This is a genomic window from Kitasatospora sp. NPDC005856, from assembly GCF_040629945.1.
Taxonomy (GTDB): Bacteria; Actinomycetota; Actinomycetes; order Streptomycetales; family Streptomycetaceae; genus Kitasatospora.
In genome coordinates, this window is sequence record NZ_JBEXWT010000020.1 from 33,320 (window position 1) to 45,997 (window position 12,678).

The following is a 12,678-nucleotide window of genomic DNA, read 5'->3' on the forward strand; positions in this document are numbered from 1 at the left end:
GCTCGGCCCCTCGGGCCGTGGTTCCACCGGCGGCATGCGCGCCCGGCTGGCCCGCCTCGGCGGTCAGCGCTCCAGCGTGCTCAACCCCGTCCTGGAGCCGCTGTTCCGCTCGATCCGGGCGAACGACCCCAAGGCCGACCCGGCGCTGCTGCGCGACATCGAGAAGGCGTACGCGGTGGCCGAGAAGTGGCACCGCGGGCAGAAGCGCAAGAGCGGCGACCCGTACATCACCCACCCGCTGGCCGTCGCGACGATCCTGGCCGAACTCGGCATGGACGCCCCGACCCTGATGGCCGGGCTGCTGCACGACACCGTCGAGGACACCGACTACGGCCTGGAGACGCTGCGCAAGGACTTCGGCGACTCGGTGGCCCTGCTGGTGGACGGCGTCACCAAGCTGGACCGGGTCAAGTTCGGCGAGGCCGCGCAGGCCGAGACCGTCCGCAAGATGGTCGTGGCGATGGCCAAGGACCCGCGGGTCCTGGTGATCAAGCTGGCCGACCGCCTGCACAACATGCGCACGATGCGCTACCTCAAGCGGGAGAAGCAGGAGAAGAAGGCCCGCGAGACGCTGGAGATCTACGCCCCGCTGGCGCACCGGCTGGGCATGAACACCATCAAGTGGGAGCTGGAGGACCTCGCCTTCGCGATCCTCTACCCCAAGATGTACGACGAGATCGTCCGGCTGGTCGCCGAGCGCGCCCCCAAGCGGGACGAGTACCTGGCGACCGTCATCGACCAGGTCCAGGCGGACCTGCGCGGCGCCCGGATCACCGCCTCCGTCACCGGTCGGCCGAAGCACTACTACTCGGTCTACCAGAAGATGATCGTCCGGGGCCGGGACTTCGCCGAGATCTACGACCTGGTGGGCATAAGGGTCCTGGTCGACACCGTCCGCGACTGCTACGCGGCGCTGGGCACCATCCACGCGCGGTGGAACCCGGTGCCGGGGCGGTTCAAGGACTACATCGCGATGCCCAAGTTCAACATGTACCAGTCGCTGCACACCACGGTGATCGGTCCCGGGGGCAAGCCGGTCGAGCTGCAGATCCGCACCTTCGACATGCACCGGCGGGCCGAGTACGGCATCGCCGCGCACTGGAAGTACAAGCAGCGCGCGGTGGCCGGGGCGTCCAAGGTCCGCACCGACACCCCGACCCAGGTCCGCAAGGACGACAAGGCCGGCGCCGTCAACGAGATGGCCTGGCTGCGGCAGCTGCTGGACTGGCAGAAGGAGACCGCCGACCCGGGCGAGTTCCTGGAGTCGCTCCGCTTCGACCTGGCCAGCAACGAGGTCTTCGTCTTCACCCCCAAGGGTGACGTGATAGCCCTGCCGGCCGGGGCCACCCCGGTCGACTTCGCGTTCGCGGTGCACACCGAGGTCGGCTACCGGACGATAGGCGCCCGGGTCAACGGGCGGCTGGTGCCGCTGGAGTCGACCCTGGAGAACGGCGACACCGTCGAGGTGTTCACCTCCAAGGCGGAGAACGCCGGCCCCTCGCGGGACTGGCTGGGCTTCGTCAAGTCCCCGCGCGCCCGCAACAAGATCCGCGCCTGGTTCTCCAAGGAGCGCCGCGAGGAGGCGATCGAGCACGGCAAGGAGGCGATCGTCCGGGCGATGCGCAAGCAGGGCCTGCCGATCCAGCGGATCCTGACCGGCGACTCGCTGGTCACCCTGGCCCACGAGATGCGCTACCCCGACATCTCCTCGCTCTACGCCGCGATCGGCGAGGGCCACGTCGCCGCGCCGAACATCGTGCAGAAGCTGGTCCAGGCGCTCGGCGGCGAGGAGGGCGCGACCGAGGACCTGGCGGAGACCGCCACCCCGACCCACGACAACCGCCGTGCGGTGCGCCGCCGGGCCAAGGGCGACCCGGGCGTGATCGTCAAGGGCGTCGAGGACGTCTGGGTCAAGCTCTCCCGGTGCTGCACCCCGGTGCCCGGAGACCCGATCGTCGGCTTCGTGACCCGCGGCAACGGCGTCTCGGTGCACCGCGCCGACTGCGTCAACGTGGAGGCGCTGAGCCAGCAGCCGGAGCGCATGATCGACGTCGAGTGGGCGGCCACCCAGTCCTCGGTCTTCCTGGTGGCCATCCAGGTCGAGGCGCTGGACCGCTCCCGGCTGCTCTCGGACGTCACCCGGGTGCTCTCCGACCAGCACGTCAACATCCTGTCGGCGGCGGTGCAGACCTCCCGGGACCGGGTGGCGATGAGCCGCTTCACCTTCGAGATGGGCGACCCGAAGCACCTGGGCCACGTGCTCAAGGCGGTGCGCGGCGTCGAGGGCGTGTACGACGTCTACCGCGTCACCTCCGCCCGCAAGTAGCGGGCCGGTACGGGAAAGGCCCCCGGGAGCGATCCCGGGGGCCTTCGCCGTTCCAGCGGGCCGAGCGATCAGCCGCTGAACTCCTCCTGGCTCTTGTGCGCCTGGTCCAGCAGGGTCCGCACGCCGTCCAGCTCGGACTCCAGCTTGGCGATCCTGGAGGCGTTGCCGGCCGCGCGGGCCTTGTCCAGGTCGGCCTGGAGCTTGTCGGCCTTCGCCTGGAACAGGCCCACCATGCCGGCCGCGCGGGCCTTGGCCTCCGGGTTGGAGCGCTTCCACTCGGCGTCCTCGGCCTCGCGGATGGCCCGCTCGACCGTGTTCAGCCGGCCGTCCAGCTTCGGACGGACCTCGCGCGGCACGTGCCCGATGGCCTCCCAGCGCTCGTTGACCTCGCGCAGCGCGGCCTTGGCGGCCTTGAGGTCGGTGATCGGCAGGATCGCCTCGGCCTCGGTGGCCAGCGCCTCCTTGAGCTTCTGGTTCTCCACCTGCTCGGCGTCCCGCTCGCTGAACACCGACGAACGGGCCTGGAAGAAGACGTCCTGGGCGCCGCGGAACCGCGCCCACAGCTCGTCCTCGATGTCCCGCTGGGCCCGGCCGGCGGCCTTCCAGCGCGCCATCAGGTCGCGGTAGGCGGCCGCGGTGCTGCCCCACTCCGTGGACGAGGACAGCGCCTCGGCCTCGGCGACCAGCGCCTCCTTGGTCTGCCGGGCCTTCTCGCGCTCGGCGTCCAGGGTGGCGAAGTGCGCCTTGCGGTGCTTGGAGAAGACCGAGCGGGCGTGCGAGAAGCGGTGCCACAGCTCGTCGTCGCTCTTGCGGTCCAGCCGCGGCAGGCCCTTCCAGGTGTCCACCAGGGCGCGCAGCCGGTCCCCGGCCTCCCGCCACTGGGTGGACTCGGCGAGCTGCTCGGCCTCGGAGACCAGGGCCTCCTTGGCCGCACGGGCCTCGTCCTGGGCCTTGGCGCGAGCGGCCTTGCGCTCCTCGCGCCGGCTCTCGATCTCGCCGGTGAGCGTGTCCAGCCGCTTGGCCAGGCCCTCCAGGTCCCCGACCGCGTGCCCCTCGACGACCTGGGCGCGCAGGTGCTCCAGCGCGGTCAGGGCGTCCTTGGCGGCCAGGTCGGTGGTGCGCACCCGCTTCTCCAGCAGGCCGATCTCCACCTCGATGCCCTGGTACTTGCGCTCGAAGTAGGCGAGGGCCTCCTCGGGCGAGCCGGCCTGCCAGGAACCGACGACGCGTTCACCGTCGGCCGTCCTGACGTAGACCGTGCCCTGCTCGTCCACACGGCCCCACGGGTCGCTGCTCATAGCGCGTCCTCCACATGACGTCGCGCCCGCGCCGGGGCGGCGCGCGTCCGTCGTCCACAGTTGATGTGCGACGGACCGAAAGAGTCCGCCGTCCCCGTCCGCCGTGCCTTGCTGCCGAGGGTGACGGCCAGGCGGGTGCGGGCACCCTATACAACGCCAACATAGGCGACCAGGACCGGTGCTGTCCGCATCCGGGCCGGGCGATTTCGGTCCGGGGCCGTGTGGGGGCGGCGCGCACGCCGCCCCCACACGGCCCCGGGATGGGTCAACCCTTCGCCACCGTAACGGTGTTGAAGGTGACGTCGGCCATCGGGTGGCCGTCCGGCGAGCCCTCCAGGGTGCCCGCGGCGGCGATCTTCTGTACCGCGTCCAGACCCTCGGTGATCTTGCCGAAGGGGGTGTAGTTCGGCGGCAGCTTGGTGTCCTTGTAGACCAGGAAGAACTGGCTGCCGTTGGTGCCCGGGCCGGAGTTGGCCATCGCCACGGTGCCGGCCGGGTAGGTCGCGCCGGCCAGGTTCTCGTCCGCGAACTTGTAGCCGGGGCCGCCGGTGCCGCCCGGGACGGTCGCGCTGGCGGTCGGGTCGCCGCACTGGAGCACGAAGATGCCGTCGGTGGTGAGGCGGTGGCACTTGGTGTGGTCGAAGTACTTCTCGCCGGCCAGGAAGGCGAAGGAGTTCACGGTGTGCGGCGCCTTGGCCGCGTCCAGCGCGATCGTCACCTTGCCGCAGTTGCTGTCCAGCGTCATGGCGTACGAGCCGCTCGCGTCGATCGTCATGGGCGGCTCGGCCTGCCACTGCTTGCCGTTGGGCGCGCCCGGCGCCGGGGCGGCGCAGCCCTCGACCGGCTTGCGGGTCGGGGTGGTCGGCTCCTCGGTGGAGGTCGGCGCCGCCTGGGCGCTGTTCGTCTTCTTGTCGGCCTTTTCGTCCGAGCTGAACGCGCCGGTGGCGATCAGGGTGCCACCGCCCGCCAGCACCACGACGGCGAGCGAGGTGCCCAGGATCGTGTTGCGCCGCCTGCGCGCGGACTGGGCCGCGACCCGGCGCTCCATCTGGCGCTCGTACTTCTCTCGGGCGAGCTGCCGCCGCCGCTGTTCGCTGCTGACCACCGGCCGTGTCTCCTACGGATGTGCGGGAAAAGTGGATGGATTCCGGAGCGGATCATCGCATCCCTCGGCGGCCAAGTGTAGGGACCGGGCCTGTAAGAACCCGGTGAACCTGCCGGGCCGCCGTGCCCCGTCACCCCTATCTGGTTCGCAACCGGACCCGGGGCGCCGGTAGGCTGCACCTACATCACCACTGGCAGCAATCACCACTGGTAGCCGCCGCAGCCGCCCGCCGCACACCCGAAGGACGCGCGTGTTCATCGCCGGATTCCCCGCTGGAGCCTGGGGCACCAACTGCTACCTGGTCGCTCCGGCGGCCGGTGAGGAGTGCGTCATCGTCGATCCCGGCCACCAGGCGGCCCGCGGCGTCGAGGAGATGGTCCGCGAGCACCGGCTGAAGCCCGTCGCCGTGCTGCTCACCCACGGCCACATCGACCACGTGGCCTCGGTGGTCCCGGTCTGCGGCGCCCGCGGCGTCCCGGCCTGGATCCACCCCGAGGACCGGTACATGATGTCCGACCCGGAGAAGGCGCTCGGCCGCTCCCTGGGCACCCAGCTGATGGGCGAGCTCACCGTCGGTGAGCCCGACGACGTGCGCGAGCTCACCGACGGCAGCGTGCTGGAGCTGGCCGGCCTGCAGCTCACCGTGGACCACGCCCCGGGCCATACCGGGGGGTCGGTGACCTTCCGGACGCCCGGTGCCGAGGACCTCCCCCCGGTGCTGTTCTCGGGCGACCTGCTGTTCGCCGGCTCCATCGGGCGTACCGACCTCCCGGGCGGGGACAGCGAGGCGATCATGAACTCGCTGGCCCGGGTGTGCCTGCCCCTCGACGATTCCACCGTGGTCCTCTCCGGCCACGGCGGTCAGACCACCATCGGCCGCGAGCGCGCCACCAACCCCTACCTCCGACAGGCAGCAGGGGCGGCCGGCGCCCCGGCTTTCCCCCGACGAGGAATGTGACGGAAGAGAAGTTGAGCACCTTCACCGCCCCCAAGGGCACCTACGACCTGCTGCCCCCCAGCTCCGCGACGTTCCTGGCGATCCGCGAGCGCATCGCCGCGCCCGCCCGCCGGGCCGGTTACGGCTACGTCGAGACCCCGGTCTTCGAGGACGTGAAGCTGTTCTCCCGCGGCGTCGGCGAGTCCACCGACATCGTCACCAAGGAGATGTACACCCTCACCACCAAGGGCGGCGACGAGCTGGCGCTGCGCCCCGAGGGCACCGCCTCGGTGCTGCGCGCCGCCCTCCAGGCCAACCTGCACAAGCAGGGCAACCTGCCGGTCAAGCTCTGGTACTCCGGCTCGTACTACCGCTACGAGCGCGCCCAGAAGGGCCGCTACCGCCAGTTCTCCCAGGTCGGTGCCGAGGCGATCGGCGCCGAGGACCCGGCGCTGGACGCCGAGCTGATCATCCTGGCCGACGACGCCTTCCGCTCGCTGGGCCTGCGCGACTACTCGCTGCTGCTCAACAGCCTCGGCGACAAGCAGTGCCGCCCGGTCTACCGCACCGCCCTGATCGAGTTCCTCGCGGGCCTGGACCTGGACGAGGACACCCGCCGCCGCGCCGAGATCAACCCGCTGCGCGTCCTGGACGACAAGCGCGAGTCCGTGCAGGCCCAGCTCACCGACGCCCCGATGCTGCGCGACTTCCTGTGCGAGGAGTGCAAGGCGTACGACGAGAAGGTCCGCGAGCTGCTCACCGCCAACGGTGTCGCCTTCGTCGACGACCCCAAGCTGGTCCGCGGCCTGGACTACTACACCCGCACCACGTTCGAGTTCGTGCACAACGGCCTCGGCTCCCAGTCCGCCATCGGCGGCGGCGGCCGCTACGACGGCCTGTCCGAGATGATCGGCGGCCCCGCGCTGCCGTCCGTCGGCTGGGCCCTCGGCGTGGACCGCACCTACCTGGCCCTGGAGGCCGAGGGCGTGGACCTCGACCTGCCGGCCGCCACCTCCGTCTACGCCGTCGCGCTCGGCGAGGAGGCCAAGAACGTCCTGTTCGCCAAGGTGGTCGAGCTGCGCCGGGCCGGCGTGGCCACCGACCTCGCCTTCGGCGTCAAGAGCATCAAGAACGCCATGAAGTCCGCCGACCGGTCCGGCGCCCGCTTCGCCCTGATCGCCGGGGACCGGGACCTCGCCGAGGGCGTCGTCCAGCTCAAGGACATGAGCACCGGCGAACAGACCCCCGTCGCCCTCGACGCACTCGTCACCACCCTGAAGGAGAAGCAGCTGTGATCCGCACGCACGACGCGGGCACGCTCCGCCCGGAGCACGCAGGCACCACCGTCACCCTGGCCGGCTGGGTCGCCCGCCGCCGCGACCACGGCGGCGTCGCCTTCATCGACCTGCGCGACGCCTCCGGCACCGTGCAGATCGTGGTCCGCGACCTCGACTCGGTGCACGGCCTGCGCGCCGAGTACTGCGTCAAGGTCGTCGGCGACGTCCGGGTCCGCCCCGAGGGCAACGAGAACCCGGACATCCCGACCGGCGCCGTCGAGGTCGTCGTCAGCGAGATCGAGGTGCTCTCCGAGGCCGCCCCGCTGCCCTTCCCGGTCGCCGAGTACGAGCCGGGCACGGTCAACGAGGAGGTCCGGCTGCGCTACCGCTACCTGGACCTGCGCCGCGAGGGCCCGGCCAAGGGCCTGCGCCTGCGCTCCAAGGTCAACAACATCATCCGCCGGGTGATGGAGGAGAACGACTACCTCGACATCGAGACGCCGTACCTCACCCGCTCCACCCCCGAGGGCGCCCGCGACTTCCTCGTCCCGGTCCGCCTGCAGCCCGGTCACTGGTACGCCCTGCCGCAGTCGCCCCAGCTGTTCAAGCAGCTGCTGATGGTGGCCGGCATGGAGCGCTACTACCAGATCGCCCGCTGCTTCCGCGACGAGGACTTCCGCGCCGACCGGCAGCCGGAGTTCACCCAGCTGGACATCGAGGCCTCGTTCGTCGACCAGGAGGACGTCCTGGCCCTCGGCGAGAAGATCATCGGCGCCATCTGGCGCGAGGTCCACGGCTACGAGGTCCCGAACCCGCTGCCGCGGATGACCTACGCGGACGCCATGGGCCGCTACGGCTCGGACAAGCCGGACGTCCGCTTCGGCCAGGAGCTCACCGACCTGACCGAGTACTTCAAGGGCACCGAGTTCCGCGTCTTCCAGGCCCCGTACGTCGGCGCCGTGGTCATGCCCGGCGGCGCCTCGCAGCCGCGCAAGCAGCTGGACGCCTGGCAGGACTGGGCCAAGGCGCGCGGCGCCAAGGGCCTCGCCTACGTCCTCATCGACGCCGAGACCGGCGAGCTGCGCGGCCCGGTCGCCAAGAACCTCTCCGAGGAGCACCTGGCCGGCCTCGCCGCCGCCGTCGGCGCCAAGAACGGCGACGCGGTCTTCTTCGCGGCCGGCAAGGAGCGCGCCTCGCAGGAGCTGCTCGGCGCCGCCCGTCTGGAGATCGGCCGCCGCTGCGAGCTGATCGACGAGTCCAAGTGGGCCTTCCTCTGGGTCGTCGACTTCCCGATGTTCGAGCCGATCGAGGACGACAAGGGCCAGTTCCAGGGTTGGCACGCGGTGCACCACCCCTTCACCGCCCCGACCGCGGAGTCGCTGGCCACCTTCGACACCGACCCGGGCTCGGCCCTGTCCAACGCCTACGACCTGGTCCTCAACGGCTCGGAGCTGGGCGGCGGTTCGATCCGTATCCACCAGCGCGACGTGCAGAAGCGGGCGTTCGACGCGATCGGCCTCTCCGAGGAGGAGGCGGCCTCGCAGTTCGGCTTCCTGCTGGATGCCTTCAACTACGGCCCGCCGCCGCACGGTGGTGTCGCCTTCGGTCTCGACCGCATCGTCACGCTGCTGGGCGGGTACGACACCATCCGGGACGTCATCGCCTTCCCGAAGACGTCCACCGGCGGCGACCCGCTGACCGGCGCCCCGACCCCGATCACCCCGGCGCAGCGCCGCGAGGCCGGCGTGGACGCGCAGCCGAAGGTCCGCGAGGACGCCAAGGGCGAGGCTCAGCCCAAGTCCTGACGTCGCGTCATCCGCTAACCTGCAACGGCCCCGGACAGCCCACCCGCTGTCCGGGGCCGGTCCACAACGATGTGTGACACAGGGAGGGTTGACTCATGAAGGTCACAACCAGGGTCGAATGTCCGGATGATGCCCCGGCGACCAGACGCGTCCACATGGCCGCGTTCCCCGGCCCGGACGAGGCCGACCTGGTGGACGCGCTGCGCCGCGATCCCGCCTGGCTGCCCGGGCTGTCCGTGGTGGCGGTCGACGAGACCGGGCTGGTGATCGGCCACGCGCTGCTGACCCGGCTGCGGGTCGGCGGCGGCAAGGGGCTGGCGCTCGCACCGGTCGCCGTGGCGCCCGAGTGGCAGCGCCGGGGCGTCGGCGAGCTGGTCGTCCGGGCCGCGCTGGCGGCCGCCGAGGACGCGGGCGAGAAGCTCGTGGTCGTCCTCGGCGATCCGGAGTACTACGGCCGGTTCGGCTTCGCGCCGGCCGGGCGGCACGAGGTCACCGGCCCGTTCGAGGTGCCGGAGGAGTACTTCCAGGCGCTGCCGCTGGCGGCGTACGACGGCGCCCCGCGCGGGCTCTGCCGCTACCCCGAGCCCTTCGTCGCGGTCTGACGGCACCAGCGCCTCTCCCTCGGGCGCCTCTCCCGGGGCCGGTCCACGAGACCGGTCCGGTCGCCACGGCCCCGCCGACCTGCGGATCAGGCCCCCGGCGCCTACGGTGAGTGCTCATCAGCATTCGACCGAACGGAGGACCCGAGGGTGGCCGAGCAGCAGCGGGCCGGACAGCCGGAGAAACTGGCCAGGAGGCCGTACGAGCGGGAGCTGCTGCGGCTCCAACAGGAGTTGGTGAAGCTCCAGGAGTGGGTGCGGGTCGAGGGCGCCCGGCTGGTGGTGGTCTTCGAGGGGCGCGACGCCGCGGGCAAGGGCGGAGCGATCCAGCGGGTGACGGAGTACCTGAACCCGCGCATCGCCCGGGTCGCGGCGCTGCCCACGCCGACCGAGCGGCAGAAGACCCAGTGGTACTTCCAGCGGTACGTCGAGCACCTTCCGGCCGCCGGGGAGATCGTGCTGTTCGACCGCAGCTGGTACAACCGCGCGGGCGTCGAGCGCGTGATGGGCTTCTGCAGCGACGAGGAGTACTGGCAGTTCCTGCACCAGTGCCCGACCTTCGAGCGGATGCTGATCGAGTCGGGCATCCTGCTGCGCAAGTACTGGTTCTCGGTGAGCGACACCGAGCAGGAGCGGCGCTTCCGGGACCGGCTGGAGGACCCGATGAAGCGCTGGAAGCTCTCCCCGATGGACGTCGAGTCGATCACCCGCTGGGAGGACTACTCGCGGGCCAAGGACGAGATGTTCCTCCACACCGACATCCCGGACTCGCCCTGGCACGTGGTGGAGAGCGACGACAAGCGCCGGGCCCGGATCAACATGATCGCCCACCTGCTGTCCACCGTGCCCTACCGCGAGGTCAAGGCGCCGCAGGTCAAACTGCCTCCCCGCCCGGCCTCGCGCGGCTACCAGCGGCCGCCGCGCGACCTGCAGAAGTACGTCCCGGACCACGCCGCCGGGCTCGAGTAGCGGGCCGGCGGGCCGGCGGGTCGTCCGAACGGACGCGTGGCGTTGCCGCCGCCCGGGCGGGGCCGTGCGATGGACGTGCCACCCCGGCGCGGGCGCCCGACCCGGCGTCCGCCGGACGTCAGGAGACCCGCCCATGTACGTGCGCACCGGCTACTTCACCGGCGACCCGGCCCGCCTCGGCCGGACCCTCGACGGCTTCGTCGAGGAGGCCGTCGGCCTGCTCTCCGCCGAGCCCGGCTACCGGGGCTACGGGCTCTTCGCCAACCGCGAGCTGGGGGTCTTCACGATGGGCTCCTGGTGGGACACCGTCCAGGCCGAGCGGGACAGCGACGCGAAGCTGGGCGCGCGGCGCGGCGAGCTGCTGACCCCGTTCGCCGGCACGGCGGCCGTCGACGTCTGGGAGGCGGCGGCCTTCGCCCCGCCCGGCGAGGGCGGGCCGGGGGCCCGGTTCCGGCTGGTCCGGGCCGACTTCGACCCCGCGTCGGCCGACCGGCTGGTCGAGCTGTTCCGGGAGCAGGCCCTGCCGATGCTGGAGCGGATGGACGGCTTCGTGGGCGGTGCCCTGCTGATCCAGCGGGACCGGGGCCGGGCCTCGGTGGGGACGATCTTCCGGGACCAGGCCACCTCCGCGGCCTCCCGCAGCGCCCAGGCCGAGGCGCGGGCCAGGATCACTGCCGCGGCCGGCGTGTCGGTCCGGTCGCTGGAGGAGTTCGACGTCGTCCAGCTGGACCGGCGCCCGCCGAGCTAGCCGCGAGCCGCGGGAGCCGTGCGCCCCGGCCGCCGTCGCGCGGCCGCGGCCGTCCGCGGCGCGACGGGCTGTCCGGGGCCTCGCATAGGCTTCCGGTGTGGACGAACCGGACCTCTTCACCGCCGCAGCCGAGGAACGCCAGACCAGGGAGCCCGGCCGGGCGCCCCTGGCCGTACGGATGCGTCCGCGCACCCTGGACGAGGTGGCCGGGCAGCGGCAGCTGCTGAAGCCCGGCTCGCCGCTGCGCCGGCTGGTCGCGGGCTCGCGCGGCCCGGCGGCGACCAGCTCGGTGATCCTCTGGGGGCCGCCCGGCACCGGCAAGACCACTCTGGCGCACGTGATCAGCCAGGCGGTCGAGGGCCGCTTCGTCGAGCTGTCCGCGATCACCGCCGGGGTCAAGGAGGTCCGGGCGGTGATCGACGGCGCCCGGCGGGCGGTCGGGATGTCCGGCCGGGAGACGGTGCTCTTCCTGGACGAGATCCACCGCTTCTCCAAGGCCCAGCAGGACTCGCTGCTGCCGGCCGTGGAGAACCGCTGGGTCACCCTGATCGCGGCGACGACGGAGAACCCGTACTTCTCGGTGATCTCCCCGCTGCTGTCCCGCTCGCTGCTGCTCACCCTGGAGTCGCTGACCGACGAGGACATCCGGGCGCTGCTGCGCCGCGCGGTGGCCGACGAGCGCGGCCTGGAGGGCGCGCTGGAGCTGTCCGCGGAGGCCGAGGACCACCTGGTGCGGCTGGCCGGCGGGGACGCCCGGCGGGCGCTCACCACCCTGGAGGCGGCGGCCGGGGCGGCGCTGGAGAAGGGTGAGTCGAGCATCACGCTGGCCACCACCGAGACGGCCGTCAACCAGGCGGCGGTGCGCTACGACAAGGACGGCGACCAGCACTACGACGTGGCGAGCGCGCTGATCAAGTCGATCCGCGGCAGCGACGTGGACGCCACCCTGCACTACCTGGCCCGGATGATCGAGGCGGGGGAGGACCCGCGGTTCATCGCCCGCCGACTGATGATCTCGGCCAGCGAGGACGTCGGCCTGGCCGACCCGACGGCCCTGCAGACGGCGGTGGCGGCGGCCCAGGCGGTGGCCCTGATCGGTTTCCCGGAGGCCCGGATCATCCTCTCCCAGGCGGCCATCGCGCTGGCCCTGGCACCCAAGTCCAACGCCGCCTACCTCGCGATCGACGCCGCGCTGGCGGACGTCCGGCAGGGCCTGGCGGGCGCCGTGCCGTCGCACCTGAGGGACGCGCACTACGGCGGCGCGGGCAAGCTCGGCCACGGCAAGGGCTACCAGTACCCGCACGACCTGCCGGAGGGCATCGCCACCCAGCAGTACGCGCCGGACGCCGTGCACGGCCGGGAGTACTACCAGCCGACCAGGCGCGGCGGCGAGGCCCGGTACGCGGACGTGGTGGAGTGGACGCGCGGGCGGCTGCGGGGGGAGCGCAGGAGCGAGAAGCAGGCCGACCGGAAGCCGGAACCGAAGCCGGAACCGAAGGCGGACCGGAAGCCGGCCGGGAAGCCCGACCCGAAGCCCGGGGAAAAGGCCGACTGATCGACGGCTATACTCGGTCGGAGTGCCATGTCCCGGGACGGCGGCGGGGGAGACCCCAC

Annotated in this window: 9 protein-coding genes and 1 pseudogene; 8 read left to right on the forward strand and 2 right to left on the reverse strand. The window is 72.1% G+C overall.

Annotated elements, in window-relative coordinates; all coding sequences use genetic code 11:
- Positions 1 to 4 precede the first annotated feature (4 nt).
- Positions 5 to 2,326: pseudogene (locus ABZ449_RS14885) on the forward strand (bifunctional (p)ppGpp synthetase/guanosine-3',5'-bis(diphosphate) 3'-pyrophosphohydrolase); the annotation flags it as partial.
- 68 nt (positions 2,327 to 2,394) lie between these two features.
- On the opposite strand, the gene ABZ449_RS14890 reads toward ABZ449_RS14885, so the two are convergent.
- Together ABZ449_RS14890 and ABZ449_RS14895 are read right to left on the reverse strand one after the other, a co-directional pair.
- Positions 2,395 to 3,624 (reverse strand): DUF349 domain-containing protein, encoded by a 1,230-nt coding sequence (locus ABZ449_RS14890; protein ID WP_360345470.1) that lies wholly within the window; start codon positions 3,622 to 3,624, stop codon positions 2,395 to 2,397.
- Between the two features lie 265 nt (positions 3,625 to 3,889).
- Positions 3,890 to 4,729: a peptidylprolyl isomerase gene (locus ABZ449_RS14895; RefSeq protein ID WP_360345472.1), complete on the reverse strand. Its 840-nt coding sequence runs from the start codon at positions 4,727 to 4,729 to the stop codon at positions 3,890 to 3,892.
- A 250-nt stretch (positions 4,730 to 4,979) separates the two neighbouring features.
- Here ABZ449_RS14895 and ABZ449_RS14900 point away from each other — a divergent pair, with 250 nt between their 5' ends.
- The 7 genes from ABZ449_RS14900 to ABZ449_RS14930 all read left to right on the forward strand — a co-directional run bounded on the left by ABZ449_RS14900 (position 4,980) and on the right by ABZ449_RS14930 (position 12,619).
- Positions 4,980 to 5,687 (forward strand): MBL fold metallo-hydrolase, encoded by a 708-nt coding sequence (locus ABZ449_RS14900; protein ID WP_360345474.1) that lies wholly within the window; start codon positions 4,980 to 4,982, stop codon positions 5,685 to 5,687.
- 11 nt (positions 5,688 to 5,698) lie between these two features.
- A complete protein-coding gene (hisS, locus tag ABZ449_RS14905) occupies positions 5,699 to 6,961 on the forward strand; it encodes a histidine--tRNA ligase (RefSeq protein WP_360345476.1) in 1,263 nt (420 codons plus the stop codon).
- Complete coding sequence (gene aspS / locus ABZ449_RS14910; protein ID WP_360345478.1) at positions 6,958 to 8,748, forward strand: aspartate--tRNA ligase; 1,791 nt, start codon at positions 6,958 to 6,960, stop codon at positions 8,746 to 8,748. Before hisS ends, aspS begins: the two co-directional genes overlap by 4 nt.
- A gap of 95 nt (positions 8,749 to 8,843) precedes the next feature.
- On the forward strand, positions 8,844 to 9,350 hold the full coding sequence (locus ABZ449_RS14915; protein ID WP_360345480.1) for an N-acetyltransferase: 507 nt from the start codon (positions 8,844 to 8,846) through the stop codon (positions 9,348 to 9,350).
- A gap of 147 nt (positions 9,351 to 9,497) precedes the next feature.
- Positions 9,498 to 10,316 carry a polyphosphate kinase 2 gene (gene ppk2, locus ABZ449_RS14920; protein ID WP_360345482.1) on the forward strand — a complete coding sequence of 273 codons (819 nt, stop codon included), beginning with the start codon at positions 9,498 to 9,500 and terminating at the stop codon, positions 10,314 to 10,316.
- Positions 10,317 to 10,449: 133 nt separating this feature from the next.
- Positions 10,450 to 11,064 carry a hypothetical protein gene (locus ABZ449_RS14925; RefSeq protein ID WP_360345484.1) on the forward strand — a complete coding sequence of 205 codons (615 nt, stop codon included), beginning with the start codon at positions 10,450 to 10,452 and terminating at the stop codon, positions 11,062 to 11,064.
- 97 nt (positions 11,065 to 11,161) lie between these two features.
- Positions 11,162 to 12,619 carry a replication-associated recombination protein A gene (locus ABZ449_RS14930; RefSeq protein ID WP_360345486.1) on the forward strand — a complete coding sequence of 486 codons (1,458 nt, stop codon included), beginning with the start codon at positions 11,162 to 11,164 and terminating at the stop codon, positions 12,617 to 12,619.
- The last annotated feature ends 59 nt before the right edge of the window (positions 12,620 to 12,678 follow it).